This window comes from Allopusillimonas soli, assembly GCF_004153445.1.
In the GTDB taxonomy this organism is placed as follows: domain Bacteria; phylum Pseudomonadota; class Gammaproteobacteria; order Burkholderiales; family Burkholderiaceae_B; genus Allopusillimonas; species Allopusillimonas soli.
In genome coordinates this window covers 645,075-670,716 of the sequence record NZ_SDQC01000001.1, presented here as the reverse complement: position 1 = coordinate 670,716, position 25,642 = coordinate 645,075, and the positions used below count along the sequence as shown (strand labels likewise).

26 protein-coding genes are annotated in these 25,642 nt (G+C 59.2%); 13 read left to right on the top strand and 13 right to left on the bottom strand.

Going from position 1 to position 25,642, the window contains the following annotated elements; genetic code table 11:
• Positions 1–86: 86 nt before the first annotated feature.
• Positions 87–1,001 (bottom strand): LysR family transcriptional regulator, encoded by a 915-nt coding sequence (locus tag ERD78_RS03145; RefSeq protein ID WP_129968316.1) that lies wholly within the window; start codon positions 999–1,001, stop codon positions 87–89.
• Between the two features lie 255 nt (positions 1,002–1,256).
• Between ERD78_RS03145 and dctP the strand changes: the two genes are divergently transcribed.
• The 5 genes from dctP (at position 1,257) to ERD78_RS03120 (ending at position 6,645) form a co-directional block, all read left to right on the top strand.
• Positions 1,257–2,312 (top strand): TRAP transporter substrate-binding protein DctP, encoded by a 1,056-nt coding sequence (dctP, locus tag ERD78_RS03140; protein WP_129967796.1) that lies wholly within the window; start codon positions 1,257–1,259, stop codon positions 2,310–2,312.
• Between the two features lie 74 nt (positions 2,313–2,386).
• Positions 2,387–2,908, top strand: coding sequence for a TRAP transporter small permease subunit (locus ERD78_RS03135; protein ID WP_245152305.1), 522 nt, complete (start codon positions 2,387–2,389; stop codon positions 2,906–2,908).
• Positions 2,905–4,224: a TRAP transporter large permease gene (locus ERD78_RS03130; RefSeq protein ID WP_129967795.1), complete on the top strand. Its 1,320-nt coding sequence runs from the start codon at positions 2,905–2,907 to the stop codon at positions 4,222–4,224. Before ERD78_RS03135 ends, ERD78_RS03130 begins: the two co-directional genes overlap by 4 nt.
• A 51-nt stretch (positions 4,225–4,275) precedes the next feature.
• Positions 4,276–5,151 carry a 4-hydroxy-tetrahydrodipicolinate synthase gene (dapA, locus tag ERD78_RS03125; RefSeq protein ID WP_129967794.1) on the top strand — a complete coding sequence of 292 codons (876 nt, stop codon included), beginning with the start codon at positions 4,276–4,278 and terminating at the stop codon, positions 5,149–5,151.
• A gap of 12 nt (positions 5,152–5,163) precedes the next feature.
• On the top strand, positions 5,164–6,645 hold the full coding sequence (locus ERD78_RS03120) for an aldehyde dehydrogenase (RefSeq protein ID WP_129967793.1): 1,482 nt from the start codon (positions 5,164–5,166) through the stop codon (positions 6,643–6,645).
• A gap of 64 nt (positions 6,646–6,709) precedes the next feature.
• Here the strand turns inward: ERD78_RS03120 and ERD78_RS03115 are convergent, their stop codons facing one another.
• Genes ERD78_RS03115 through ERD78_RS03105 form a run of 3 tightly spaced genes read right to left on the bottom strand, consistent with a single transcriptional unit; the run spans position 6,710 to position 9,811 of the window.
• Positions 6,710–7,672, bottom strand: coding sequence for a Bug family tripartite tricarboxylate transporter substrate binding protein (locus ERD78_RS03115; protein WP_129967792.1), 963 nt, complete (start codon positions 7,670–7,672; stop codon positions 6,710–6,712).
• Between the two features lie 37 nt (positions 7,673–7,709).
• Positions 7,710–9,011 (bottom strand): fumarylacetoacetase, encoded by a 1,302-nt coding sequence (gene fahA, locus ERD78_RS03110; protein ID WP_129968314.1) that lies wholly within the window; start codon positions 9,009–9,011, stop codon positions 7,710–7,712.
• Between the two features lie 11 nt (positions 9,012–9,022).
• On the bottom strand, positions 9,023–9,811 hold the full coding sequence (locus ERD78_RS03105) for a 3-hydroxybutyrate dehydrogenase (RefSeq protein ID WP_129967791.1): 789 nt from the start codon (positions 9,809–9,811) through the stop codon (positions 9,023–9,025).
• Between the two features lie 142 nt (positions 9,812–9,953).
• On the opposite strand from ERD78_RS03105, the gene ERD78_RS03100 reads away from it, so the two are divergent.
• The gene (locus ERD78_RS03100; RefSeq protein WP_167668825.1) at positions 9,954–10,835 is read left to right on the top strand and encodes a LysR substrate-binding domain-containing protein; all 882 of its coding nucleotides are present in this window, start codon (positions 9,954–9,956) and stop codon (positions 10,833–10,835) included.
• 38 nt (positions 10,836–10,873) lie between these two features.
• On the opposite strand, the gene ERD78_RS03095 is transcribed toward ERD78_RS03100, so the two are convergent.
• The gene (locus ERD78_RS03095; protein WP_129967789.1) at positions 10,874–11,788 is read right to left on the bottom strand and encodes a LysR family transcriptional regulator; all 915 of its coding nucleotides are present in this window, start codon (positions 11,786–11,788) and stop codon (positions 10,874–10,876) included.
• Positions 11,789–11,895: 107 nt separating this feature from the next.
• On the opposite strand from ERD78_RS03095, the gene ERD78_RS03090 reads away from it, so the two are divergent.
• The 4 genes from ERD78_RS03090 (at position 11,896) to ERD78_RS03075 (ending at position 16,216) form a co-directional block, all read left to right on the top strand.
• Positions 11,896–12,843 (top strand): isocitrate lyase/PEP mutase family protein, encoded by a 948-nt coding sequence (locus ERD78_RS03090; protein WP_129967788.1) that lies wholly within the window; start codon positions 11,896–11,898, stop codon positions 12,841–12,843.
• A 1-nt stretch (position 12,844) separates the two neighbouring features.
• Positions 12,845–13,669 (top strand): amidohydrolase family protein, encoded by an 825-nt coding sequence (locus ERD78_RS03085; protein WP_167668824.1) that lies wholly within the window; start codon positions 12,845–12,847, stop codon positions 13,667–13,669.
• A gap of 93 nt (positions 13,670–13,762) precedes the next feature.
• Positions 13,763–14,710 carry a tripartite tricarboxylate transporter substrate binding protein gene (locus ERD78_RS03080; RefSeq protein WP_129967786.1) on the top strand — a complete coding sequence of 316 codons (948 nt, stop codon included), beginning with the start codon at positions 13,763–13,765 and terminating at the stop codon, positions 14,708–14,710.
• 168 nt (positions 14,711–14,878) lie between these two features.
• On the top strand, positions 14,879–16,216 hold the full coding sequence (locus tag ERD78_RS03075; RefSeq protein ID WP_129967785.1) for a D-serine ammonia-lyase: 1,338 nt from the start codon (positions 14,879–14,881) through the stop codon (positions 16,214–16,216).
• 6 nt (positions 16,217–16,222) lie between these two features.
• On the opposite strand, the gene ERD78_RS03070 is transcribed toward ERD78_RS03075, so the two are convergent.
• Positions 16,223–18,301: a TonB-dependent receptor family protein gene (locus ERD78_RS03070; protein ID WP_129967784.1), complete on the bottom strand. Its 2,079-nt coding sequence runs from the start codon at positions 18,299–18,301 to the stop codon at positions 16,223–16,225.
• A 62-nt stretch (positions 18,302–18,363) separates the two neighbouring features.
• Positions 18,364–18,711 (bottom strand): DUF2946 family protein, encoded by a 348-nt coding sequence (locus tag ERD78_RS03065; RefSeq protein ID WP_342365336.1) that lies wholly within the window; start codon positions 18,709–18,711, stop codon positions 18,364–18,366.
• A 333-nt stretch (positions 18,712–19,044) separates the two neighbouring features.
• On the opposite strand from ERD78_RS03065, the gene ERD78_RS03060 reads away from it, so the two are divergent.
• From ERD78_RS03060 to ERD78_RS03050, 3 genes are read left to right on the top strand one after another with little or no spacing between them, the layout of a single operon-like run.
• Positions 19,045–19,335 (top strand): DUF3649 domain-containing protein, encoded by a 291-nt coding sequence (locus ERD78_RS03060; protein WP_129967782.1) that lies wholly within the window; start codon positions 19,045–19,047, stop codon positions 19,333–19,335.
• Positions 19,332–20,936: a PepSY-associated TM helix domain-containing protein gene (locus ERD78_RS03055; RefSeq protein ID WP_306669760.1), complete on the top strand. Its 1,605-nt coding sequence runs from the start codon at positions 19,332–19,334 to the stop codon at positions 20,934–20,936. The genes ERD78_RS03060 and ERD78_RS03055 overlap by 4 nt, the downstream gene beginning before the upstream one ends.
• The gene (locus ERD78_RS03050; protein WP_180029184.1) at positions 20,933–21,208 is read left to right on the top strand and encodes a DUF3325 domain-containing protein; all 276 of its coding nucleotides are present in this window, start codon (positions 20,933–20,935) and stop codon (positions 21,206–21,208) included. Before ERD78_RS03055 ends, ERD78_RS03050 begins: the two co-directional genes overlap by 4 nt.
• 105 nt (positions 21,209–21,313) lie before the next feature.
• Here ERD78_RS03050 and ERD78_RS03045 read toward each other — a convergent pair whose 3' ends face one another.
• The 6 genes from ERD78_RS03045 to ERD78_RS03020 all read right to left on the bottom strand — a co-directional run bounded on the left by ERD78_RS03045 (position 21,314) and on the right by ERD78_RS03020 (position 25,586).
• On the bottom strand, positions 21,314–22,231 hold the full coding sequence (locus tag ERD78_RS03045) for an NAD(P)-dependent oxidoreductase (RefSeq protein WP_129967780.1): 918 nt from the start codon (positions 22,229–22,231) through the stop codon (positions 21,314–21,316).
• A 4-nt stretch (positions 22,232–22,235) separates the two neighbouring features.
• A complete protein-coding gene (locus ERD78_RS03040) occupies positions 22,236–22,649 on the bottom strand; it encodes a carboxymuconolactone decarboxylase family protein (RefSeq protein ID WP_129967779.1) in 414 nt (137 codons plus the stop codon).
• 427 nt (positions 22,650–23,076) lie between these two features.
• Positions 23,077–23,298, bottom strand: coding sequence for a hypothetical protein (locus ERD78_RS03035; protein ID WP_129967778.1), 222 nt, complete (start codon positions 23,296–23,298; stop codon positions 23,077–23,079).
• Between the two features lie 212 nt (positions 23,299–23,510).
• Positions 23,511–23,699: a CsbD family protein gene (locus tag ERD78_RS03030; RefSeq protein ID WP_129967777.1), complete on the bottom strand. Its 189-nt coding sequence runs from the start codon at positions 23,697–23,699 to the stop codon at positions 23,511–23,513.
• Between the two features lie 188 nt (positions 23,700–23,887).
• Positions 23,888–24,604, bottom strand: coding sequence for a creatininase family protein (locus tag ERD78_RS03025; RefSeq protein WP_129967776.1), 717 nt, complete (start codon positions 24,602–24,604; stop codon positions 23,888–23,890).
• Positions 24,594–25,586, bottom strand: a complete 993-nt coding sequence (locus tag ERD78_RS03020; RefSeq protein WP_129967775.1) for a GntR family transcriptional regulator — start codon at positions 25,584–25,586, stop codon at positions 24,594–24,596. The genes ERD78_RS03025 and ERD78_RS03020 overlap by 11 nt, the downstream gene beginning before the upstream one ends.
• Between the last annotated feature and the right edge of the window lie 56 nt (positions 25,587–25,642).

Below are 25,642 nucleotides of genomic sequence, written 5' to 3'. Positions count from 1 at the left end.
ATTGAAAATTTGGAAAGCCTGCGTTCACCGCGATGCCGGTAGCCGTGCTTGCCGCGGCCGGCGTAGCGTCTGCAGGGTGGACGGAATCAGCTTCGTGCTGAAAGCGCCGTCTTGGCCGAAGGGCAGAGAAAATGCAGCAGTTCAAGCGCGGCGGGGCTGCAGGCCGCCGCGTTGTGCATGCAGATATGAAACTGGCGGTCCGCCCAGGCATCCTTGAGCCGTAGGAGTACCAACCCCATGCTGCCCAGATAATTGCGTGCGATATTCTCTGCGACGATGCCTATGCCCAGGCCCTCCCGGATCATGCGGCAGCGGGTTTCGAAATTCGCGACCTGCAGTTTGACGGTGGGAGGCCGGCTTACTGTCTGACCGATATAGGCCAGAAACTTGTCCAGCGAGTGCAGCGGGAAATAGCCCAGCAGATCGTAATCGAGCGCATCCTCCAGGAACAGGCTGCCACGATCGGCAAGTGGATGGCCCAGCGGCACCACAAGCCCGACCCGATCGCGCGCATAGGGAAAGGACGTCACGCCTGTTGCAGGGTGCTCGGCATGGTAGATGCCAAGGTCAACCTTGCCTTCCGCCACGGTTCGGGGAATGTCGTAGCTGTGGTCCTGGATCAGATCCACCGTAATATCGTCGCGCCCATGCAGGAACTTGCCCATGGGCCCGGGCAGAAACTGCAGCAATGTGGAGGGATTGGCGGCCAGCCTGATCTTGGCGACCCCGGCATTCGAAAAACTGTGTATGGCTGTTTCAGCCAGCTGGACGCTTTTGAGAATGGCCTTGGCGCGCTGATACAGCAGCGTGCCCGCCGGCGTCGGCTCGACCCCGCGGCCATGTCGCAGCAGCAGTGCGCGATCGAGATGACGCTCCAGTTCGGTAATCCGCTTGCTGACGGCGGAAGTGACTAGGTTTTCGCGCTCCGCCGCCCTGGAGAGACTTTTCTCCTCGACAGCTGCCACGAATATTTCCAGCAGGGGAATGTCCAGGCCCTTCATATCGCTTTTCGATGCAGTCAAACAGTATGGGGAAGAGGCCATGATAGCCCTTCCTTACCCGCAACATGCGCCGCATTGTCCTTTCCTGGGTGCGCGCATCCATCTTCGGGCGCGCGGCGGGTGAGGCCGAGTCCGATTCCGGTTGGACTTAGGGCAATCCCTAGCATAAATATGTTGTTAATATATTAATGGCATATTAGACTTTCCTCACGGCGCATCGCGTCGTCCTGCCCTAGAACAAGTCAAGAGGCTCATATGAAATCCACCCTACGTGCTTTAGCGGCCGCCGCTCTTTTTGCCTGCGTCGCGGTGCCGGCCGCGGCAGCCGATATTTCCTGGCGAGTGCCCACTTCGGTTCCCGAGGGGTCGCCCTTCTACAAGAACTTTTTGGAACGATTTGCGGATCATGTCGATACGCTGACCTCCGGACGCGTGGAAATCCAGCCCTTCGGCGCCGGTGTCATCGTTCCGGCGCTGAAAGTGTTTCAGGCTGTGGAGGAAGGCACCGTGCCCGCGGGGCATTCCACGTCATCCTATCTGGTCAACCAAGACCCCACCAATGCAATTTTTGCGGGCTTTCCAGGCGGCATGGGTCCGGATGCCTACATGGCATGGCTGTATGAAGGCGGTGGCAAGGACATGCTGCAGAAGCTGCGCGACAAGCAGGGCTTGAAGACGCTCATCGTCGGTATCGGGTCTTCTGAAATCATGGCGCACGCCAACAAGCCCATACGCAACGCGGAAGATCTCAAAGGTCTGAAATACCGCACGTCGGGCGCATGGGCTGAAGTCATGCGTGATTACTTCGGGGCCGTGCCGACCGTGGTGCCGCCTGGCGAAACCTACACCCTGCTGCAGCGCAAGGGCGTGGATGCCGTGGAATGGGCGCCTCCTTCGGCCAACATGCCCGAAGGCTTTCACCAGGCTGCAAAATACATAGTCGTGCCGGGCGTACATCAACCCACTTTCATGTGGGAAGTGGTTGTCAAGCAGGAGACCTGGGATAAGCTGCCGGATGACATCAAGCCGCTGCTGGAAGCCGCTGCCAGGCTGACCACGCACGAAAGCCTGACGCACTTCTATGACGCAGACATGAAGGCCATGGCGCAGTACCGGAAAGGGCGCAACGAGATCATCACACTCAGTCCCGAATTCGTGAAGCAGCTTTCCGATGCAGGCCGCGACTGGATACACAAAACCGCCAAGGCCCAGGCTGACAGCGGCAATGCCACCATGTCTGAAATCCTCAAGGACTACGACGCCTATCACGAGCGCTGGAAGGCCGAGAGCGGTTATCTGATCCGCGATTGATGCGCGCGACACCCTAGGCCCGTTCATGCGGGCAATCCGCCGCCGCATTGTGCGGCGGCAATCACAGGAGCAGCATGATGCTGACCCGATTCTTCAGAATGGTGGACGGCCTTTCCTGGGTTGTCGTGCAACTGGCCCATTTATCCGTGGTTGTTCTGGTTGTCTCGATGATCTACGAGGTGGGGGCACGATACATTTTCAACGCCCCGACGGTATGGGCTTTCGACATCGCCTACATGTGCAGCGGCGCGCTATTTTTACTCGGCGTCGCATGGACGCTGAAGGAAGATGCGCATATTCGCATTGATATTCTGCGCAACAAACTGCCGGCCAAGCTGGCGGGCGCCATCGAGGGGGGCGCATACCTGTTTGTCCTGTGTCCCTTCTTCGCCGTGCTGACCTGGATTGCCTTCGAGCGCACCTGGCGCGCCTGGATGAAGGGTGAGGTCGAGATGGTCAGTCCATGGGCGCCGCTGATGTGGCCGTTCTATCTGATCATCGCCGTGGGGCTGCTTACGCTGACCCTGCAGCTTGCATCCAGGGGACTGCAGGACATGCTGGGCATCCGTGCGCCTTCCACGGGAGATCACGCATGAGCTCCGTTGTCGCCGCACTGATGTTCCCGGCACTATTCCTGCTGATCTTCCTGGGCGTACCCATTTCTTTCTCGTTGATCATTCCCGCCCTGGCCGCGGGCCTGTATGCCTTTGGTCCCCATATCTTCGATCAGCTATACGGCAGTCTTTACACGGCAGCGACCAACTACGTCCTATCAGCCATACCCATGTTTGTCCTGATGGGCGCCATACTGGAACGCTCGGGCATCGCAGCCCGACTGTTCCGCACGATGCAACTGTGGCTGGGTCGTCTGCCTGGCGGGCTGGCTGTGGCGACCATTGCCATGGCGGCCACGTTCGCGGCGGCCGCGGGGGTGGTGGGCGCGGTGGAGGTCATGGTTGGCATGATGGCGATTCCGGCCATGCAGAAGTTTCGCTACAACAATTCGCTGATAGCCGGAACCATATGCGCCGGAGGATCGCTGGGCACCATGATCCCCCCATCCGTGGTCGCGGTGGTCTACGCATCGCTGGCCCAGATTTCCGTCGGCGAGCTGTTTGCAGCCATGCTGTTTCCCGGTTTGATCATGGTCGGCCTGTTCCTCGTGTATATCGTTGGCATTTGCGTCGTGCGGCCCGAATTCGGACCGCGTGCGGACGATGCCGACATGCGCCTGCCCGCGCTCGACAAGCTCAAGATCACGGTAACCGGTCTTGTTCCGACCATGCTGCTCATTGTCGCGGTGCTGGGTTCGCTCATGGCCGGCATCGCCTCTCCCACGGAGGCGGCCGCCGTTGGTGCAGCAGGCGCGCTGGTTCTATGCATCTGCTACGGGCAGTTCAATGTGAAGATGATGCGCGAATCGCTTGCCATCACGGTACGCATCTCGGCCATGATCCTGCTTATCGTCGCCGGCGGCATCATGTTTACCGGCATCTTCGCGGCGAATGGCGGCTCTCGTCTCATCCAGAGCATTACGGAGAATCTGGGGCTGGGCATAACGGGCACCATCATTTTCTTCCTGTTCGTTGTCTTTCTGCTGGGTTTTGTGCTCGACTGGACCGCCAACGTGCTCATTTGCGTACCGCTGTTCCTGCCGCTGCTGACCAGCGCTGGCATTGATCCGATCTGGTTCGGCACGCTAATGATTATTGTGCTGCAAACTGGCTATCTGACGCCGCCCATGGCTTCGTCGATTTTCTATCTGTTGTCGATTGCGCCGCCCGACATGAAGTACGGACAGATCTGCAAGGGCGTCGTGCCGTTCATCCTCATTCAGTTCCTGACGCTGATCATCGTGGCCCTGTTCCCCTGGCTGGCGACATGGCTTCCGACGCAAGTTTCGGGCTTCTGAGTTTTTTATCGACCGAGAGGTCATTTGTAGAACCGTAGAAGGAAAGTTCAAATGAATACGCAAGGTGTGCTGGTTCCCATGGTGACGCCGTTCGATGGCGACGGCAAGCTTGATATCCAGGCGCTGGAAAAGCTGGCGCAATATTTCATCGGCCAGGGCGTGTCGGGATTGATTCCCTGCGGCACCACCGGCGAATACTACACACTGGAGCCGCAGGAACGCGTGCAGGTGCTCGAGTGTGTGCGAGATGTAGGCCGCGGCCGCGTCAGTCTGATAGCGGGCATCAACGGCATGTCCACACGCGAATGCATCGCGAACGCGCGCCAGGCGGAGGCGTTGGGCTACGAAGGCCTGATGCTGGCGACACCCGCATACAGCCTTCCGGGCCAGGGGGAAATCGTGGCGCATTTCACGGATGTCGCCGCCGCCACTCGCCTTCCCATCATCATGTATAACTTTCCCGCACGCGTCGGTGTGGAGATAGGCTTCGATGCGGTGGCCGAACTGAGCAGGGTTCCCAATATCGTGGCCATCAAGGAAAGCAGCGGCGATTTCAGCCGCGCGCTCAAGCTCATTCACGCGAACCTTCCCGACTTCGAGGTGATCTGCGGATGCGATGACCAGGCGGTGGACTTTCTGTTCTGGGGCGTGCGCGGCTGGATCAGTGGAGGCGCCAATGTGTTTCCCGGAGAACAAGCCGAAATGGTCAAGGCAGCGCACGAACAGCGCTGGGATGATGTGCGCGGCATGATGTCCGCCATGATGCCCGCCATCCAGAACATGGAATCGGGCGACTACAACCAGAAAGCAAAATTGGGCTGCCGGCGTCATGGCATTGATGTGGGCTCGGTACGCCCGCCGCTGCGGGCGATGTCCGAATCGGATGCCACTGCTTTCACTCGATTGCTTGACGCATACAGCCGCTAACAGGAGGATGACATGGCGCAATCCATGGATGCCATTTTTCAACAGGCACGGGAAGGCAGGTTATGGGCGGGACATCTTGTCCCCGGCCACGAGGCAGGTGCCGGCCGAATAGACAATGTGACGCCTATCGATAATACCGTGATCGGTCAGATAGCCGCCGGTACGTCCAGCGACATCGATGCGGCGGTGCAGGCTGCCCGCAGCAGTTTCGAAGCGGGTGTCTGGTCGCGGCGCTCGCCCGCGGAGCGCAAGCAGGTGATGCTGGCGTGGGTTGCATTGATGCGCGAACATGCGGAAGAGTTGGCTGCGCTGGACTGCGTGGACGCCGGCAAGCCGATTACCGAGTGCCTGAACACCGACATGCCCGCGACATTGGATACGTTCGCATGGTACGCGGAGGCGGTTGACAAATGTTTTGGCCGCATCGCGCCCACAGGTCCGCAAGCCACCGGTCTGATCGTGAAGGAGCCCATCGGCGTGGTGGGCGCCGTGCTGCCCTGGAATTTTCCTGCGCAGATGTACGCCTGGAAGGTTGCCCCCGCACTGGCAGCAGGTAACTCCGTCATCGTCAAGCCGGCCGAGCTGACCTCGCTGAGTGCTTATCGCATGACGCAACTAGCCCACCAGGCAGGCATTCCCGAGGGAGTATTGACGCTGGTCACGGGCCTGGGCGAGGCGGTGGGTGAGCCTCTGGGGCGGCACGCCGATGTAGATGTGGTTTCATTTACGGGCTCAACCGAAGTCGGTCGCCTGTTTCTGAAGTACTCGGCTGAGAGCAACCTGAAGGAGATTGTGCTGGAGTGCGGCGGCAAGAGCCCTCAGGTGGTCTTCGAGGATGCGCCGCTGGATGAGATCCTGGATGACTTGCTTGCGGCTGCCTTCTGGAACATGGGTGAAAACTGCAGTTGCGGCTCGCGCCTCATCGTGCAGGCCAGCGTCAAAGAGGCCTTGCTCGACAAGCTCAAGTCGCGAGTCCAGTGCTGGAAGGTGGGGCTACCCACAGATCCGGCGACGCAAATCGGACCCCTGGTGGAGCGCGCCCACTTCGACAAGGTAAAAGGGTTCCTGGAAGGTGCCAGTGAAGAAGGCGCCAGGCTGTTTCATGGCGGCAAGATACTGGAGGATCTGGGCAGCGGATGGTATGTCGAACCCACGATATTCGACGATGTGCTTCCCCGCATGCGGCTCTTCAAGGAAGAGGTGTTCGGGCCCATCCTGGCAGTGACATCATTCGAAACGGAGGAGGAAGCCGTCCGCCTTGCCAACGACAGCAGCTATGGTCTGGCAGCCTCGGTGTATACGCGGGATGTTCGCCGCGCGCAACGCATGGCAAGCGCCATTCGCGCCGGCACGGTTTCTGTAAACGGCTTCTCCGAGGGCGACATCAGCACACCGTTCGGCGGCTACAAGCAGTCTGGCTTCGGCGGGCGTGACAACGGTCTCGAGGCCTTCGAGCAATACCAGCAAATCAAGACCATCTGGTATGTGAACTGAGCTGATTGCGACACTGAATGAAAAGCGGCCCGGGCTTATGCCCGGGCCGCTTCGTTGTCTACCGTTATTTCGCCTGGATATCGCCAAGCTGCTTGATGGTTTTCTCTTCCTTTTCCACGCTGCGCATGGCGGCAGCCGTGTAGCGTTCATGATCCAGATACAAGGGCGATACGCCAAGCTGGACTAGCCGCGCGGTGAAATCCTTGTCATCCATGGCGGCGCCGATCGCTTCGTCGATTTTCTTCACGACGTCATCAGGCATGTTTTTCGGCCCAGCGATGCCGAAAGCCGACGTGTGAACCACGTTATAACCTGATTCCTTCAAGGTCGGAACGTCGGGCAATGCCATGGATCGATTTTCCCCCAGCACCGCAAGCGAACGCATATCGCCGCTCTTGACATGCGGGAGCGCGCCACTGGCGCCCACCACCACTTGTACGTGGCCTCCCAGGAGCGCCGTCATGGCATCGGCCTCGCCTTTGAACGGGATATGGGTCCATTGCGTACCCGCCGCTTCACCAAGCTGAACCATGGCAATGTGCTGGCTGCTGTAGGCGCCAGGCGTTCCGTAGGAGATGGCATCGGGCTTGCTTTTGGCGTACTGGATGAACTCGTCCAGATTCTTCCATGGCGCATCGTTTTTCACGACCAGATAGTAGTCATAGCCAGCCACCTGCGAGATATAGGTAAAGTCCTTGGCGGGATCGTAGGAGGTGCCGGTGATGTGCGGCATGCGATAGATGCCGATGGGTACCATGGTGATGGTATAGCCATCCGGTTTGGTGGTGAGCATTTGTATGGCGCCCATTGTGCCGTTGGCGCCCGTCTTGTTTTCCACCACGACCGATTGGCCAAGATGACTGCTCATTTTCTCCGCGAGTGCACGCCCCACAAGATCGGTGACGCCGCCGGCGGAATACGGCACGATCAAGCGTATGGGCTGATTCGGGTAGGCGCTGTCGGCATGTGCGGGGCTGGCCATCAAGCCGGCAATGGCCGCCAGGCAACTGTAGATTACTTTCTTCATAATATGTCTCCTGTGTAGAGGGAAGTAGAGAGCGGAATCAGGGCCGTCCAGCAGCACAGATAATCCGCCCGCGGCATTCGCCGAAGCCTATGCGGTAGCCGCCTGGCCGCTCGCAGTAGGCAGTTAACGTGATCTCATCGCCGTCGTGCAGAAAAGCGCGTTGTTCTCCAGACGGCAGCGTGATGGGCGCGACACCGCCTGCGGTCATTTCGAGCAGGCTCCCGTCGCCGGTGTGATCGGGGGTGGATATCGTGCCGGACGCCATGAGATCGCCCGGACGCAGGTTGCAGCCGCCAAGGGTATGCTGTGCAAGCATTTGTGCGGGCGTCCAATAAAGATGGCTCGTATGGGACTGCGCAAGCCGGCAGGCAGGCAGGCCGCGGTCGCGCATTGTAGAAGTCGATATGCTCACTTCAAGCTGGATGTCCAGCCCTCCTTGAGCCTGATCCCGCTCGTTGTTCAGGTAATCCATGAGCGCTGGATGATCTGCGGGGCGGGCCATTGCGCTGCGGCGAAATGGAACCAAGGCATCAGCCGTAATGATCCAGGGTGATACTGTTGATGCGAAGTTCTTGCCCTGGAACGGTCCCAGGGGTCGATATTCCCATGCCTGAATATCCCGCGCGGACCAGTCATTGAACAAGCCGTAACCCGCGATATGTTCGTGGGCGCGCTCCAGGGGGATGGCGTCCCCCAAGGCGTTTCCAGGACCCGCCCACATTGCCAGCTCAAGCTCGAAATCCATACGCGCGCTTGGCTGCAAACGCGGCCCTTCATCGGTGTGAACCTGGCCATGCGGCCGGCAGACGGGTTCCCCCGATACCTTGATGGACGAGGCTCGCCCATGGTAGGCGATGGGAAGATACTTGTAATTGGGGAGCAACGGATTGTCAGGACGAAACAGTACGCCGGCTTTCATCGCATGGTGAATACCGCTGTAGAAGTCTGTGTAGTCGCCGATGTGCGCCGGCAGTGCCATCCTATGTTTCCTGGGATCGAGCAACAGGCGGTCGCCGTGCTGTGCGGCGCTGTTGCCATGCTCAAGCAGCGCAAACAAGGCATGGCGTATACGGCGCCGCGCATGTGCATCCAATGCCATCCAGTCATTCAAATTATGGGCGTGCAAGGCATGCTGCTCATGGCACGCAAGGTCGTCGAGGCACTGCAAGTGCAAAGCCGCCTGAACATCCAGCGCGTAATCTCCTATTGCGACGACAATGCGGCCGCCGCTTTCGTCCAGAACACCCAGGGGAAGGTTCTGCAAGGGAAAGTCCGCGTGAGTGGTTGACCCTGGCACCCAGCTGCGGCAATGCACTTCGTGGGTATGATCGGGATTCATTGTAAAAACCGTCATTGCGCTGTGGTGCCTCCGTCCATGGCCCATGCAACGCCTCTGACTTCCGACGCGGCGGGGGTGCAGAAAAACAGAGCAAGATCGGCAATCTGTTCCGCAGTGACAAAGCGTCCAGAAGGTTGGCGCAATCCGATCAGCCTGCGTGTGGCTGTGTCGTTATCCAATGCCTCGCGTTCCGCCAGTGCATCGATTTGTTTCTGAACCAGTGGCGTGTGCACCCAGCCAGGACATATCGCATTGCAAGTGATCATTGTCGGCGCAAGCTCTATTGCCACGGATTTTGTAAGGCCGATAAGGCCGTGCTTTGTGGCGTTGTAGCCCGCCTTGCCGGAGCGCCCGCGCAGGCCGCTTATCGACGCCATGTTGACAATACGGCCCCAATTGCGTTTGCGCATTGCAGGCACCGCCATGCGTATGGTGTGAAAGCTGGCCGACAAATTGACCGCCAGCATGTCGTGCCATGCGTTCGGCGAAAAGTCGGCAATGGGGCTGACATGCTGAATGCCGGCGTTGTTCACGAGAATATCCAAGGCGCCATATTGCCGGCCTATATCCGTCATCATGCACTCAATCTGCATGTGGTCGCGCAAATCGCAGGATACAAACAAGGGGCGCAAACCGTATTGCTGTTCAAAGCCGTCGCACAGGGCGGCGGCTTCAATGTCGTTTACCAGGCCGTTCAGTACCACTTGGGCACCGGCTTTGGCCATTCTGTGTGCCACGGCGAGCCCGATACCGCTCGTCGAACCGGTTATCAATGCCACGCGGCCTTTCAGCTCCGCCATTCTCTTGCCTCCACATTCGTAAACAGCGTCAGCGTAAGTCCTGACCGTTGATACGTCCAATACATAATTTAGGCATGATTTATACCTGCATGGTATTTATAATCAAGGAGGATATCTGGACAAGGACGGGCGGGATATGGAGATGCGACACCTCAGAAGCTTTGTCGCCGTGGCTGAAGAGAGCAGTTTTTCCAGGGCGGCCCTGAGGCTGCACATAGCACAGCCACCGCTTAGCCGCCGCATTCGGGAATTGGAGGCGGAACTCAATCTCAAGCTGTTCAGCCGTAATACGCGCAGCGTGTCGCTGACCGAAGCGGGCCGTGTATATCTGGAACATATCCGTCCCATGCTGGAATCCCTTGACCGCGCGGCTGAAGCCGCCTTGAGGGCGGAAAGAGGGGAAACCGGCAGATTGCGGCTTGGATATACCGGCCGGGCAAGCCAGGAGCATCTTCCCGGCCTGCTGAATCGGTTTCGGCGGGCTTTTCCCGACGTGAGCCTGGATATTCGGGGGCCATATCCAAGCGGTACCTTGCGTCTCGAATTGCTTGAGCGCAGGCTCGATGCCGTACTGTGTTTTCTCCCCATTTCAGGCCCAGGCATTCTTTCTCAGGTGTTCACGGAAAGCAAGTTTGCCGTTGCATTTCCGGAATCTCATCGCCACGCGCATGCGCGGCAGCTTCCGCTGGCGGCGCTTCGAAACGAGCCCTTTGTCGCCTACCCCTCGGGAAAGCTTTTTCATTTGAGGCAGGCTATGGATCAGATCTGTATGGATGCAGGCTTCGTGCCGCATGTCGTACGTGAATCGGAGGCATCGCAGACGCTGTTGTGCCTAATCGCCGCGGGCGTCGGGATCGGGATCATGCCTCAAGAGATCAAGGCATTGGCTGTGGAAGGGGTTGTATTCAGGTCATTGCCTCGATCCGCCCGGCGGATACAGCACGGCCTGGCCTGGCTGCACGACAATTCAAATCCTGTATTGCGCAAGCTATTGCGGGTGGCGCGGGAAATGCAAGGCGCTTAGAAGAAACCTGGCTTGCGCTGGAGCGGGCTTCTGCCTGTTCAGCTGCCCACTGGCGCGAAATAGTTTGATTCCTGCATGACGCGCCGGGCAATGTTTACAAGCGCCTCCAGGCCGTCCGGGCTTGTGTGGGCGGCATAGGCGACGCATATCTGCAGCGGTTCGAAGTCTTTCTGCTGGCGGTATCTGACCACGGTGCCTCGATGCATTTCATCGCGCAGGATGCAGGTGGGCAGCACGCTCATGGCCATCCCCTCTATAACGAGGCGCACGATCATGGCCACGCTGTTGCAGGTGTTCAGAGTGGGGCGGTTCGATTTTTCCTCCGCGCACCACTTGGCGACAATCTCGTAAAGCGGCGATGGGGGCGGCACGCAGAGTACGCGCGTCCGCGCCAGATCCGCGGGGCGCAATGTCGCTGTGTCCAATAGCGCATGACTGCTGCCCACCCATGCCACCGGCGCAAGAGCCAGCGGCTCATGCGCTATGCGGGGCGGCGCGCCTGCCTCGCTCAGGAATGCCACATCCAGGCGATTCGCTGCCAGGGCATCCGCCAGCAGATAGCTGTTTCCCACGGTCAGCTCCACATGCAAATTCGGAAAGCGATCTCCCAGCCGCGAGATGATTTGCGGAAGACAGGAAATGGCCACGGTTTCGGATGAGCCGACACGTAGTGTTCCTTGCAGAGGATCGCCGGTGCGCAGGCGGATCTCCATTTCTTCAAAAAGATCGAACGCCTGCTCCGCGTACTGGGCAGCCACCACGCCGTCCGCACTGAGCTTTGCGTTTCGCCCGCTGCGCTCAAAAAACCTTGAACCCAATGCCTCCTCCAGTTCCCGTATGCGCAATGAAATGGTCGGTTGGGTCACATTGATCTGCTTTGCCGCCGCATGAAACGACCCGAGCCGTGAAATGGCAAGCAGCGCCTCCATCTGGGCGAGTGAGTATTTTTTCATTAAAAAAACCTATCAAAAATAGGTGAAAAATATAATTAGATCAGTATTTTATTTATTGATAGCATGATCTTGCAATCACCATTCACCTGATCCGACGAGGCATGCAAATGACCAAGGCACGACAACTGCGGAAATGGATAAATGACAAGCGCATTCTCGTCCTGCCGGGCGTGTTCGATGGCTTCAGCGCGCGTCTGGTCGAGTATTGCGGCTTCCCGTCGGCGTTCATTACAGGCAGCGGTGTAAGCGAATCGCGCATTGGGCAGCCGGACGTCGGCATCATGGGATTGGAAGAGAACGTGGCTGCGGCCCGCAATATTGCGAGCTGTTCGGATCTGGTGCTTCTGGCGGATGGCGATACAGGCTATGGCAATGCAATCAATGCCTTTCACACCGTGCGTGCATTCGAGCGCGCGGGTGTGGCCGGCCTCATGCTGGAGGACCAGGTTTGGCCAAAGCGTTGCGGCCACATGCGGGGCAAGGAGGTTATCCCACAGGACGAAATGGTGGAAAAGATTCATGCCGCCTGCGAAGCGCGCAAGGATGGCGACTTCATCATCAAGTCCCGCACCGATACGCTGGCCACGGATGGCGTGGATGAGGTGATCCGGCGCCTGAACGCATACGGCGAGGCGGGTGCGGATCTTCTGTTTGCGGATGCACTGCTGACGCGCGAGCAAATATCGACGGTGGTTGCCAACATCTCCAAGCCCCTATGCATCAATATGGGCTTTGGCATACGCCGCCGTTCCACGACCCCTCTGCTGTCGGCGGCCGAACTGCAGGACCTGGGTGTATCCGTGGTCATTTTTCCTCGCATGCTGACTTCCTGCGCACTCATGGGCATGAGAAACGGCCTGGATTTGCTGAGCCAGTCCCTGGAATCAGGCCAGGTGGTGGATCGTCCGGATGCCGCGGTCAGCTTTGAGGCGCTCAATGAGATCATGGGCATGCAAGGTGTGCGGGATTTGGAGGAGCGGTTTCTGACGCCAGCACAGAAGCTGGCTAAATATCATGGCGAGGAGGCCGCGCCCGTCGCCGGCACGGCAGGCTGACATGGCTGATTCCATACCCAGCCGGCTGCCGCCCGGAGCGGTCGATGCACATGCCCATGTGATGAGAAAAGATGGCCCGCTCTCGACCCTGAGGCATTCCGCGCCTGCCCGCGATGTTAGTGTGGAGGAGTATCTTGGCGTTCTGGATGCGCATGGGGTGCGTTATGGGCTGTTGACTGCACCCAGCTTCTACGGCACCGACAACTCGGTTCTGTTGGATGCGCTGGCGCGCGCTGGCGGGCGGCTGCGGGGCACAGCCATTGTCGACCCGGCCATATCCCAGATGCAATTGGCGCAGCTGAAGGCGCAGGGCGTGTGCGGCGTCCGTCTGAATTGGGTGAAGCGCGCAGCGGTGCCGGATATTCGCAGCGCCGCCTATCAGTCCTTGCTGGGCAAGCTACGCGAACTGGAAATGCACGTCGAGCTTTATCTTGAAGGCAGCCTGCTGCCGGACGTGCTGCCTGTATTACAGGCAAGCGGCGCCCGCATCGTCGTAGACCACTTCGGCAGCCCCGATCCGGCCCAGGGTGTTCATGGCCGGGGGTTTGTCATGCTGTGCGAGGCAATACAGGCCGGCACTACATGGGTAAAGCTGTCTGCGCCTTATCGCCTGGGCGAGGCGGATCCGCGAGACTATGTTGGCCCATTGCTGGAGGGGCTGGGACGCGAACGCGCGATTTGGGCGACAGACTGGCCGTGGGTGGGGTTCGAAGATGCATTTACCTACCAGCAATGCATAGACTGGCTTCATGCCTGGATACCGGATGCCGCTGTGCGGCAAGCAGTGGCCGTGGACACGCCTCAGGCGCTGTTCGGCTTTCGATAAAAAATAATTAGAGGCGCGGCGTTGTCTGGGCAGGCGCCCTGTAAGCAGATTGATGTACCGACGTATTTTCCACCGACATAGTCAGGAGACATCATGCGAAAACTGAACTTTATATGTGCGGCGTTGCTTATGGCCGTGGCGCCTTTCTCGATGGCAAAAGATGTGATCAAGCTCATCGTGCCCACTTCACCCGGCGGTGGTACCGATACGCTGTTTCGTGCCATAGCAAAGTATGCGGAACCCTATCTCGATGCCACCATCGTCATTCAGAATGCCAGCGGTGCGGGCGGAACCATAGGTGTCAGCGAACTGACGCGCGCCAAGCCGGACGGACTCACCATGGCTGGCGTCTGGATGGGGCCCATAACCGTGGCGCCGCATAGCATGAACGTGACTTACGGAATGGACGACTATATTCCAGTCATTCAGATCGACAGCGCGCCCTATGTGCTGTGCGTGCGCAAGGATTTTCCCGCCGACAATGGCAAGCAGTTCATTGCGGAACTCAAAAAGCATCCTGGAAAGTACACCTATGGCACCGATGGGGTGGCGGGACCGGGACAGTTGTCGATCGAGCGTGTCTTCAAGGCGCTGGGCGTGACGGCGCGGGACATTCCCTACAAGGGCGCTGGAGAAACCATGCCCGCCTTGCTCAGCCGTGTGGTGGACATCTACTCTGGTTCCGTGCCGCCGGCCGTCTCCATGGAAAAATCCGGAGAGGCAAAGTGCCTGCTGGCGACTTCCGCGGATCCGGTGCCGGCGCTGCCTGACGCCATGGGGCTGAAAGCGCTGGGCATACCGGAGAAACAGACCATGCTTTGGCACGGCATCATCGTTCCCAAGGGCACGCCCAAGGACAAGGTACTGAAGATCCAGCAGGCTTTTGAAAAAGCGGCCGACTCACCTGAAATGGTGGCGTTTTTCAAGACTGCCGGGGTTGCCAAGGCCATCGAGACGGGAGATGTGTTCAAGCAGCATATCCAGGACGAATACAAGCAGATGGGCGAAATGGTGAAGATACTGGGCCTGGACCGCCGGTAGCCTCCTGTCTCGCTGTGCCTTCAGGCGCGGCGGTGCCCGCCGCCGCGCCCTGCCTACCGTTGCGGCTGTCTTGCTATGATCTCGACTATTCAGAGGTTGCGGCCTTATTGGACTGTTGATCGGCGCAAAGACACGGCACCGCAAGCCGGCGCTATCCTGGGCACATGCATGACAATTTCGGAAAGCACATTGAAAGCGCTGCGATCAAAGACACCGCAGCTTTGGCTGAATCCCGCGTTCGGCGAGGCGGGTGATCTTTCTGTCTCCGCCGACGGCATTGCCGATGCCTATGCGCGATTGACGCGGTGCGCGGGGCTTTTGTCCGATTTGTTCGCCGAGCTGGCGGGCCTGGACGGCCCGGTGGATTCCCCGCTGCTTGAGGTGACGCATCTTCAGCGGGCGCAGGGCAGCGACCCCGCGCGGGATGGACAATGGTTTGTAAAGGGCGATCATGCGCTGCCTGTTGCAGGCTCCATAAAAGCAAGAGGCGGGTTTCACGAAGTGCTGGCGCTGGCCGAGAAGCTTGCGCTTGAACAAGGCATCCTCCAGCCTGACGAGGACCGCAGGGCTTTGGCGCGGCCGGCTGCGCGCGCGCTCTTCTCACGCTATACAGTAACGGTGGGCAGCACGGGAAACCTGGGCTTGAGTATTGGCGTCATGGCGGCTGCCCTGGGTTTCCGGGCCGTGGTGCATATGTCGACCGATGCCAAGGCATGGAAGAAGACGCGGCTTCGCGACCGTGGCGTAGAGGTTGTGGAGCATGCCGGCGACTACGCCGCCGCGGTGGAGGGGGGCCGCGCCCAGGCGCTTGCCGATCCATACGGATATTTTGTGGACGATGAGCATTCAGAGCGCCTGTTTTATGGTTATGCCGCCGCAGCGCAAATGCTTGCGCGCCAGTTGAGCGCCGCCGGACGCCAAGTGGATGCCCGGCATCCTCTCTTCGTCTATCTGCCATGTGGCGTGGGCGGTGCGCCAGGGGGCATCACTTTTGGGCTGAAGGTGCTGTATGGCCCCCATGTGCACTGTTTTTTTGCGGAACCCGCAGCCTCTCCCTGCATGCTTGTGCAGCTTGCCTCGGGTATGGAGAAAGCGGTGTCCGTCTACGACGTCGGCCTTGACAACCAGACCCAGGCTGACGGGTTGGCGGTGGGTCTGGCCTCGCCGCTTGTCAGTCCCGTTATGCTGCAACAACTGTCAGGTATCTACACGGCAACGGATGAAGACTTGCATTGCTGGCTTCACCGCATGGCCAGGACTGAAAGCATCGCGCTGGAGCCATCTGCCGCCGCAGGCATCGGCGGGCCTCGCTGGCTGGCGCACAGCGAAGCAGGCCGGGCCTATCTCGAGGCTCAGGGTTTGGTGTCCGACATGCCCAATGCAAGCCATATCATCTGGACCACGGGCGGCTCGCTGGTGCCCGAGCGCGAGCATGCAAAATTCCAGGCGCTGGGCGCGGAGCTGGAGAGATGCCGACTGCGGGAGGCAGGCGGCATGGTCCGTTAAAGCGGCCTAGTACCGCAGTTGCACACCCGCGAACACCGCTCTTCCCGTGCCCGGTTCGAACAATGTGGAGCCAGCGTTGGCCTGGTCGGTAATGCTGACGCTGGCAATGTAGCGGCGATCGGTCAGGTTGCGCGCATCGAGGTAGAAGGAATAGGGTCCCGTCTCCCAGCCCGCACGCAGCCCGAGCAGCGCGTAGGACTGTGTCTTGACGCTGTTGGCGTTGTCCACATAGTAGGCCTGCGGCACCCATTCCACATTCGGTCCGAAGTAGAAGCCATCCGGATGCCGGTAGAGCAGCTCGGCCCGCAGAAAGTGGCGCGGGACGCCAGGGATCTCGTTATCCCCCCAGGTGCTGTCATCGTCGTAATGAAAATCGTTGAATGTATACGAGAGATTCAGATCCAGGCTGTCCGTCTGGCCCGAGGTCACCAGTAGGCCGCGCAGCGCCGTCCATTGCAGGCCAAGCTCAATGCCCTGGTGTATCGTGCGGTCGAGGTTGGTGGTCTGATCGCAGATATTCCACATCGAACTGATGCACTGCAGCTCGTGCCGGATGCGGGCGTGATACAAGGCCAGGTCCCAGGCCAGATCGCCCGATTGGCCGCGCGTGCCGATTTCCAGTGTGGTCGCCCGCTGTGGCTGCAGGCGATCCAGATCATTGGCAGTGGAAAAGTTCATATCCCCGAATGTGGGCGGTTCGGCGCTGCGCGAGATATTGCCGAAGACCTGCCAACCGGGGTCCACCTGCCAGAGCACGCCCAGCTTGGGGTTGAAGAAGTCATAGCTTTTGTCGCCTGAGCGCGTCGTGGGCTGCCCGCCATTGAATAGATCCGCGCGTTTGCGCTGGGCATGCTGGTATTGCAGTCCCGTGATTAGGGATACGTCCGGCGTGATGGAGAAGGCATTTTCGCCATGCAGTGTCCAGTTGTCTGACCTGTCATTCGTATGCGACAGGCGGGCGCCGTGGTGTCCGCCCGCGTTGACATAGTTTTCCGCATCCACCTTGCCTGCCGACCAGGTAAGCCCCAGCGTCAGGCGGTTGTCATGGCCGGCTAGCGGCGTTTCATTGACCAGGCGGGTGTACGCACCGTAGTCGGTGTAGACATTGTCCAGATACTGGTAGATGGGGTGATGCAGATGGCTTTGAGACAGCCAGGCGCCAAACTCATAGGTTGAATCACCCGACACAAGTACCGTGCGGTTGGCCACCCGCGCGCCATCGATGTTGCGCTGCCAGTCGTTCGCTTCATTCTGCGGCGCGGCGCGGCGTGGGTCGTCCAACGCCTGCTCGCGGCTGACCGACCCCGGGATTTCCTGGCGTATGCGTACGCCTGTTACATAAAAACGGGTTTCCGCATTGCCGTTCAGCCGCCAGCCCAGGTTGCCGCTGACCCGCAAGGAATCGCCGGCGCTGTGATCTCGATATCCGTCCTGGCGCTGCCATGAGCCCGTGATGAAGCCATCGATGCTTTCGTCGGCAAAGCCGCTGCTCAGTTGGGCGCGCCGCCAGCCAAAGCTGCCGGCGTCCAGGCGGCCCTGAAATGGGCTGGCCGTGCGCCCGGAAGGTGTCACGAAATTGATGGCGCCGCCCAACGTTCCCGCTCCGTAGCGTAGCGCGTTGGCGCCCTTGTAGACTTCGGTGTAGGCGTAGGCGGTCGGGTCGATCCACTGGAAATCGGCGCTGCCGTCGGCGTTGTTTATGGGCACACCGTCCTGGTACAGGGCGATGCCGCGTAAATGATAATAACGTGATAGACCCGATCCCCGTATGGATAGCCGGGTGTCTTCGCCCCATTTGGGCTGGGCGAACACACCGGGGGTATAGCCCAGAATGTCCTTGATGGTGGTTGCCTGGGTCTCGCGCCAGGCGGTGCCGGGAACGAGTTCGACGCCGCCCGGCGTGTGCTCTATCAGCGTCTTGGCCTGATGCGCGGTGGGCGCGGTCAGGCTTGGGTTGTGATTGGACTTGATCACGACGGGCGCCAGGACGGCGGGCTGGGGTGGCGTTTGCGCGCGCGACGGGGACAATGCGGTGGCCGCGGCCAGCGCAAGCGCGGCGCGTGCATCAATATGGAATATCGACATGAAAACCTCGGTGTGAATAGCATCGGAATGCGGCGCGCCTGACAGCTCGCCGCAGGAAGAGATCAACCGAGGACTACAGGGGGGGCGCGAGACCCAAGCGGAGGACCGACAGGGGGCAGGGGAGGCAGCGCCTGGTGGCCATGGACCACTGCCACAGTGGCGTGGACGATCGCCTGCGCCGGCAGCGGCACATCCTGGGCAGGCATCAAGGCCTGCGATATGACAAGACCGAATGGGCAGTCCTGGGCGCTGACGCCGTCGCTGGAGGACGACTTGCCGGCATCATCCGCCAGATCGATCTGCTGGGTTTGCAGACTGCCCAGCATGGTACACAACGTGATGGTGAACCTGCCATCCCGCCCGCCGGACAGATCTGGCATGTACCCCGCGGGAACAACCGCACGGCACATGAACGACACAAATGTCAGGCAGAAAACAATTTGCCAGACAGACGGGCGCTTATGCCGGAAGGGTTGTCGAGGGGAAAGCATTCGCGGATTTTAATATGAATGTGTCTTTTTCCAACTGAATGTCATTTCACCCGGGATTCTTGCCGCCATTTAATGCCAAAAAAGTATCTATATAATAATGCAAATTATTCTCATTCATTGTGACTGACATGGCGCCCTTGCCTCCCCGTGGAAAGAAAAGACTAGCCCGCACGATGGCCTCATCCCCGGCAGGTACAGGCTTCCCGAATGCCTTTATCCGGCGAATGGATACGCTGCGGCGAAATACACTACATGAATAAGCTCACACTTCATGACAGGGCGGCGCTCGTATCGCGCATCATCGCCGCGCTGTTCGGCGGATATGCATTGGCCGCACTGATGTCGGTGGCAACGCTTGCCCTGCCCATGCAGCGTTCGAATGCGGTATTCAGCGGCATGCTGCTCAGTTTCCTGGTTTATGCCGGCGCTGTCATCTGGGTGTTCGCCGTGCGTTCGGCGCGGCGTGCCTGGGCGGGCTTGCTGGTTGCGGCGTTGCCGCTGATGGCGGGCGCCGCACTGGTTGGATGGCGAGGCCTGGCATGACGGCAAAAAAGGGCCGCGGCATTCGCCAGACCATGTCCGACCTGCATATCTGGACGGGCTTGCTGGTCGGCTGGATTCTATATGCCATGTTTCTTACAGGCACAGTCTCCTATTTTCGGGAAGAAATCACGCAATACATGCGCCCCGAGATGGGCGAGGTTCGCCCCATGCCGCCCGCGGCGGAGGTGGCCGAGCGTATCGCGCAGACTGTTCTTGCTCAAACACCCGACACGCCACAGATAGGCATCACCTTGCCTACGCAGCGCGATCCCATGGCAAGTGCGTTCTGGCGCAATCCGCATGCGGAAGGAAACCGCAGGTTCGAGTTCGAGGTTTTTGATCCCCACACAGGAAAGGAGCCCGCCGCGCGTGACACCGAAGGCGGTGATTTCTTTTACGGCTTTCATTTCAACCTGCACTATATGCCGGCCTTGTGGGGGCGCTGGATCGCGGGTTTTTGCGCCATGTTCATGCTCGTGGCCATCATCAGCGGCGTCATCACACACAAGAAGATCTTCACGGATTTTTTCACCTTCCGGTGGGGAAAAGGACAGCGAAGCTGGCTGGATGCCCACGCCGCGTTGTCCGTACTGGGCCTGCCTTTTCATTTCATGATCACATATAGCGGGCTCATAACCCTGATGTTTCTTTACATGCCCTGGGGCCTGCAGGCGCTCAAGACGCCGGACCAGCGGCTTGAGGTAACGAGCGAGACGCGCGTAATCCTGCCCGATGAGCAACCTTCGCCCCGGCTTGTGCCGCTGGCCAGCCTTTCGGGCATGGTGCGTCAGGCCGAGCAACGGTGGGGGGAAGGAAGTGTGGGAGGAGTGCGTATCCATCACGCCGGGCATGCCAACGCACGCGTGGCTGTCGTGCTTCAGGCGTCACGGCGCGTATCAACGACCCCGCATTATCTCGTGTTCGATGGCGCCAGCGGCGCGCTGCTGAAGGACCAGTCGTCGGCTGGCCCGGCCGCCACCGTGCAAGGTGTGCTGTACGGTTTGCATATGGGCCGCTTCGCCGATATCGTGATGCGCTGGCTGTATTTCCTGGTCAGTCTCGCCGGCACGGCGATGGTGGGCAGTGGGCTTGTCCTATGGACTGTAAAGCGGCGCGCCAAACTGCCGGATCCCGATCGCCCCCATTTTGGGTTCCGGTTGGTGGAGCGACTCAATATTGCCAGCATTGCCGGTCTATCCGTTGCCATGACAGCTTACTTCTGGGGCAATCGCCTGTTGCCTGTTGACATGGCTCAGCGCAGTGAATGGGAAATCCATACCTTCTTCATTGTCTGGGGCCTGTCACTTGCCTATGCCATACTGCGCCCAGCCCGGAGGGCATGGATAGAGCTGTTCTGGCTGGCGGCAGGGCTTATGGCCTTGCTGCCAGTATTGAATGCGCTCACCACAGACCGACCCATATGGCACAGCATTGCGCACGGCGATTGGGCCTATGCCGGGCTCGAGCTGTCGATGCTGGCATTTGCGGCGCTGCATGCGATGCTGGCGATACGGACGGCGCGGCACAAACCCAGGAAGCGGCCGCAGGCCAGGCGTATGCCGCAGCCGGGCGCAGCGGCCCGTGCCGGAGGAGCAGCGTGACGCATCTTATGCTGTTTGTTTTATCTTTGATGGGGTTTGCCGCGCTGGCGCTGGCCATGGCGCGTCACCAGGAAAACTTATTTGGCCGCTTGCTGTCGTCCCGGGCCACGCATATGCTAAGGATTGCGGGCTGGGCGCTGCTTGGCATAGCCTTGTTTGTGGCGGTGCGCAGCCAGGGCTGGAGCTTTGGGCTGGTCAGCTACAGCGGTCATACTAGCCTTGCCGCCGGCATTGTCTTTATTGCGTTGGTGGTGCGCGAACAGCTGGCTTGAGATATAGCCGGCATGAGGTTTATGCCGGCGGGCTATGCTGCATGAAGCATGGCCCGCCGTTTCAACGCAGAAAGAAGCGGCTTCATGATCTTGCCGAGGCCAGTATCAGAGCGTCTGCCTGGTTGACAGCTCGGCGCCCGCGAGGGCCTCCACCAGTTTTGCAACCGCCGTGTGGTCCTGCCCCGGGCCGAGCAGACCGGCACTGGATGCCCACAACTCGCGGCACAGCGATGCGAATGGCACGGCGGTTGCCGATTCTTCCGCAATACCCAGGGCAATCGTCAGGTCCTTCACCATGAGATCCAGACCGAAGCCAGAGTTGAACTTGCGTGAAAGCACAAATTGCTTGAACTTCTTCTGCGTGGAATTGTTCATGCCGGTGGAGGAGTTCAGCACATCGACCATGACGCCTGCGTCCAGGCCGAACCGTTGTCCGATCATGAGGGCTTCCACGCCGATCAGGAAGCCTCCCGCCGACACGAGATTGTTCAGCGCCTTCATGGCATGGGCGCTGCCCACGCCACCTGTATGCAGGACGCTCTTGCCCATGGCCTGCAGCACGGGCTGGACCGTTTCCACGTGTTCGGCATCGCCGCCCACCATGATGGCCAGTTCGCCGGTGACCGCACGCGCCACGCCGCCGGAAACCGGCGCATCAAGCAATACCGCGCCTGCTTGTGAAACGGCGTCGGCTAACGCCTGTGTGCGCGAGGGCACGCCAGAGCTCATTTCCAGAATGAGCGTGCCCGGCTTGATTGCACTGAGGACACCGCCATCACCCGACAGCACGGTTTCCACGATGGCGCTGGTGGGAAGCATGGTAATGATGAGGTCGCACAAGGGCGCCAACTGCGAACCTGTATCAACGCAGGCGGCATCCACTGTCTCAGCCAGGGCTTTGGCTGCGTCGACGTTGGCGTCCATGAGCACGAGTTTGTAGCCGGCCTTGTGCAGGCATTGCGCCATGGGCGTGCCCATATTGCCCACGCCAATAAAGCCGATTGTTGCGATGGAGGAGGCCATGGCATCAATCCTTCGAAGACTCGAAAGCGCCTTCTTCCTCAAGAACCTGATTGGCGACCTTGAATGCATCCAGGCCCGCCGGAATGCCGCAATACACTGTTGCCTGCAGAAGAATTTCCTTGATCTCGTCAACCGTAACACCGTTTGTCAGGGCGCCCTTGACATGCAGCCGGATCTCCGCCGGCCGGTTCAGCGCCGTCAGCATGGCCAGATTGAGCATGCTGCGGGTCTTGCGCTCCAGGCCGGGGCGATTCCATGCATAGCCCCAGCACCATTCGGTCGTGATGTGCTGGAAGTTCATCATGAAGTCGTTTGCCTTGGCCAGGGAGCCATCTACGTACTCCGAACCAAGGACTTCGCGGCGGGTCTGCAGGCCTTGCTGAAACAGTTCGTCCAGGGCGTTCTTGCTGGTGCTCATGGGTATTTCCTTTCTGTCTGATATGTCTTATTGTACGACAATATTATTGTAGTTAATGCCCAGCATTTGGCAAGCAATGTCACGATGCCGGGGAAAATGCCTTGCCCCATGGCATGCAGCCTGTTGGCTCAACGCCAACAGAAGCGGTCTCAAATAGTCTTGTGCAGCGATCTAATGGGCGTGCAAAGAGGCCGAGGACACGGCCTTGGAAACCTGATGCCCATCGTACTGCGATGAGCCAGCGCTTTCACTGGCTGAATGGCGCGTGCAGTCCATATCCTTGGACTGTCGAGGGAATGCGGCCTGCCGGCAAAAATTTTTTATGTGCGCTGTCGCAGCGCGTTGGATGTCGATTGTCGCTGGCTAGTGCCGGTGTGCCAGTGCCAGTGTGCGGCCCACCGGATGAAGGAAACGGGGGCCTTGCTTGTCAGGGTTGCGGCGCGAGTTCCTGCTGCTCGTCGTCAGGCTGGCTTTGCTGGCCGGCGGCGTCCGAAAGAAGGCCCGCCTTTAGGGTGTGTGGGCGCAGCGCCAGTAATGGCGGCTGAACCTGTTCGGCGCGCGCCTGCAGGATGCGCATCGCCGATGGAACGGAATAGGGCTTGCGATTGTTGCCGGAAGATATGGAAAGGGTACGAACGGACTCATGCATCCCAGACTCCAGAGGGCCAGAACATTTGAGGCACGCCAGCGTCCAGTGACCGCTGGCGTGGGTTGAACTGAATAATGCCCTGCGAAGGTTTCAGATTTACTACCACTGGATCTATTGCCGCTGTCGGTAGCCCTCTGTTCGTTTCCTCATTCGCGATTGACGCGCCGGGTTGCAAACCTCGCCGGTGTCCAAACCCCAAGTGGGGAAGGCTGTTATTTCTGATCCTTCAGTGCGTCGCGGACTTCGTCTTTTGCTTCACCGACGTTGCGTTGAACCTTGCCGACGTTCTTCTCGACTTTGCCTTCCACTTCAGTCTGGCGGTTGCCGGTGACCTTGCCCGCCGTTTCCTTGACGGAACCCTTTACTTCCTTGACAGTACCCTTGATACGATCGTTGTCCATGATCATCTCCGTACGTAAAGCATTAAGAAACCGTCCGGAACTGCCCATGTTGCGTGAAACAGTGCCGGACGTCTGGACTATAGAATGCGCTGTCGGTCAATGTAAGTGAAGGGGATACTAGTTGATCTGGTATGGGAATACCATGCGAATCCGGCCCCTGTCTTGGCCAAAGCGTTGCCGCATGTTGCTCAGTTGTGCATGGGTGCTACCCACACGTTCTCAAGCAGATGGCAGGTCTCTTCCACCCCTGCAGACCATATATCCATCATCTCCTCGTCGGGGCGCTGGTACTCGCCGCCGTAGTTGCCGTCGCCTATATAGGCGCGCACGGCGCTGGCTGGCAGTTGGCCCAGCTTTGCTGGATTGATGCCTGGCTTCTCTTCTTGTGGCATAGATATGCCCGGAATGCGATTCCAGGGGAAATTTTCCATCCAGGAAGCGTGCGATGCATTGCTGGAAATGGCTCGCACCCGCTTCATGACTTCAGGCGATGCCCACCAGTTATGGATAACGACCCGAGCGTCCTCATGCTGGTTCAGCCAATTTCCAATGAAGGTCTGCACGGGGCTGTTCCCGCCATGGCCATTGACCAGGAATATCCGGCGAAAACCGCTTTCGTGCAGGCTATCCAGGATATCGGTAATAAGCGCACCGTAAGTATCGGGGCGAATATTGACTGTGCCTGGAAACCCTGTGAAGTAAGAGGCCATGCCAAATGGCAGGCCCGGGTATACCGGTATATTCATCCGGGTTCCAGCTTCCTCGGCGATGCGAGAGGACAATATGAAATCCGTGCATAGGCTCAGATAGGCGTGCTGCTCAGTGCTGCCCATCGGCATAATGACGCGATCGTCGTGCTTCAGATAATCTTCCACCTGAAACCAGTTCATATCTTTAATCAACATTTTTTTGTTCCTTGCTGCTGGCAGACAGTCTTTCCGTGAAATTGAAATAGGCTGGCTGCAGTATTTCCCTCAAGTACCTGGATTCGGGTACATGAATGTATTCGAAGGCGGGTTTGACGCTAATGTAATCCTGAACCAGATGGTGGCAACCCGTGCTGTATATCAGTACCTGGCATTGGGCGATCTTGTCGGCTAAATGCGACTCGCCGACGGCGTATACGTCGATATTTCCAAGGTGCGGCGCGAATCGCTTCACCCCTTCCAGCATGGCCGGCAGGAAGGTACGAAACCTGGATACAAGCAGGACATTGCTGTCTGTGCGCAGGCCGGCCAAGTTGCGTCGCGTTGCCTCGGCCGGGATGAGGTAGGGTGCCAGCACGATGGTTTTATCTGACACGCGTTTGCGGATACGGGTCACGCAGTGGGGCAGGGTCAAATAGAAATGACAGGCATCCACTTCCGACTGCGCCATGGCATCGAACTGATCGAAGGTGCAGACCGAGATGGACTGATTCTCGGGCAAAAGCTTCCTGATAATCGCCACATATGCCTGGGTCATACGGTTGGAATTGCCCACCATCATCATGGTGATGGTGGCGCTCGCCGCATTGTCCCGGCTGTCGCTTTGTTGGCGTATCATCTCAGCAAAAAAGGAGGGCCCCACTGACAGTTCGGCGGCCTCGTCCAGTAGAGACTGAAAACGGGTGCGAAGCGATATGATGCGTTGCTCGACAGAGGCGTCGACGCTTTCCGAGGAGACGTAAGTGCCTTTTCCCTGGCGAGCGTCTATCAATCCTTTGTCTTTCAGTTCCTGGTAGGCTGCGCTGACGGTGAGCGGCGCTACATGCAGTGCGCGGCTGAGCTCGCGCACAGACGGCAATGCAGTACCGTTGCGAAACTTGCCGGCCATGATTCCGTACTCGATAGCCCCCACAATTTGCACATGCAATGAAATGGGCAGGGAACGGTCTATGGTGATCATGGCAGGTTTTCGCAACGGCAACATACAGCCGCACCTATATGGCGGGACGCATGCTT

Bases quoted from the DNA above. Each gene is read 5' to 3' on its own strand.
- ERD78_RS03115 (WP_129967792.1), bottom strand. From the start codon at position 7,672: ATGAAGAAAGTAATCTACAGTTGCCTGGCGGCCATTGCCGGCTTGATG.
- ERD78_RS03080 (WP_129967786.1), top strand. From the start codon at position 13,763: ATGCGAAAACTGAACTTTATATGTGCGGCGTTGCTTATGGCCGTGGCG.
- ERD78_RS03135 (WP_245152305.1), top strand. From the start codon at position 2,387: ATGATGCTGACCCGATTCTTCAGAATGGTGGACGGCCTTTCCTGGGTT.
- ERD78_RS03145 (WP_129968316.1), bottom strand. From the start codon at position 1,001: ATGAAGGGCCTGGACATTCCCCTGCTGGAAATATTCGTGGCAGCTGTC.
- ERD78_RS03070 (WP_129967784.1), bottom strand. From the start codon at position 18,301: ATGTCGATATTCCATATTGATGCACGCGCCGCGCTTGCGCTGGCCGCG.
- ERD78_RS03120 (WP_129967793.1), top strand. From the start codon at position 5,164: ATGGCGCAATCCATGGATGCCATTTTTCAACAGGCACGGGAAGGCAGG.
- ERD78_RS03045 (WP_129967780.1), bottom strand. From the start codon at position 22,231: ATGGCCTCCTCCATCGCAACAATCGGCTTTATTGGCGTGGGCAATATG.
- ERD78_RS03105 (WP_129967791.1), bottom strand. From the start codon at position 9,811: ATGGCGGAGCTGAAAGGCCGCGTGGCATTGATAACCGGTTCGACGAGC.
- ERD78_RS03055 (WP_306669760.1), top strand. From the start codon at position 19,332: ATGACGGCAAAAAAGGGCCGCGGCATTCGCCAGACCATGTCCGACCTG.
- ERD78_RS03095 (WP_129967789.1), bottom strand. From the start codon at position 11,788: ATGAAAAAATACTCACTCGCCCAGATGGAGGCGCTGCTTGCCATTTCA.
- ERD78_RS03030 (WP_129967777.1), bottom strand. From the start codon at position 23,699: ATGGACAACGATCGTATCAAGGGTACTGTCAAGGAAGTAAAGGGTTCC.
- ERD78_RS03020 (WP_129967775.1), bottom strand. From the start codon at position 25,586: ATGATCACCATAGACCGTTCCCTGCCCATTTCATTGCATGTGCAAATT.
- ERD78_RS03035 (WP_129967778.1), bottom strand. From the start codon at position 23,298: ATGCATGAGTCCGTTCGTACCCTTTCCATATCTTCCGGCAACAATCGC.
- ERD78_RS03075 (WP_129967785.1), top strand. From the start codon at position 14,879: ATGACAATTTCGGAAAGCACATTGAAAGCGCTGCGATCAAAGACACCG.
- ERD78_RS03025 (WP_129967776.1), bottom strand. From the start codon at position 24,604: ATGTTGATTAAAGATATGAACTGGTTTCAGGTGGAAGATTATCTGAAG.
- ERD78_RS03085 (WP_167668824.1), top strand. From the start codon at position 12,845: ATGGCTGATTCCATACCCAGCCGGCTGCCGCCCGGAGCGGTCGATGCA.
- ERD78_RS03100 (WP_167668825.1), top strand. From the start codon at position 9,954: ATGCGACACCTCAGAAGCTTTGTCGCCGTGGCTGAAGAGAGCAGTTTT.
- ERD78_RS03040 (WP_129967779.1), bottom strand. From the start codon at position 22,649: ATGAGCACCAGCAAGAACGCCCTGGACGAACTGTTTCAGCAAGGCCTG.
- ERD78_RS03090 (WP_129967788.1), top strand. From the start codon at position 11,896: ATGACCAAGGCACGACAACTGCGGAAATGGATAAATGACAAGCGCATT.
- ERD78_RS03130 (WP_129967795.1), top strand. From the start codon at position 2,905: ATGAGCTCCGTTGTCGCCGCACTGATGTTCCCGGCACTATTCCTGCTG.
- dctP (WP_129967796.1), top strand. From the start codon at position 1,257: ATGAAATCCACCCTACGTGCTTTAGCGGCCGCCGCTCTTTTTGCCTGC.
- ERD78_RS03060 (WP_129967782.1), top strand. From the start codon at position 19,045: ATGAATAAGCTCACACTTCATGACAGGGCGGCGCTCGTATCGCGCATC.
- dapA (WP_129967794.1), top strand. From the start codon at position 4,276: ATGAATACGCAAGGTGTGCTGGTTCCCATGGTGACGCCGTTCGATGGC.
- ERD78_RS03065 (WP_342365336.1), bottom strand. From the start codon at position 18,711: ATGTGCCGTGCGGTTGTTCCCGCGGGGTACATGCCAGATCTGTCCGGC.
- fahA (WP_129968314.1), bottom strand. From the start codon at position 9,011: ATGAATCCCGATCATACCCACGAAGTGCATTGCCGCAGCTGGGTGCCA.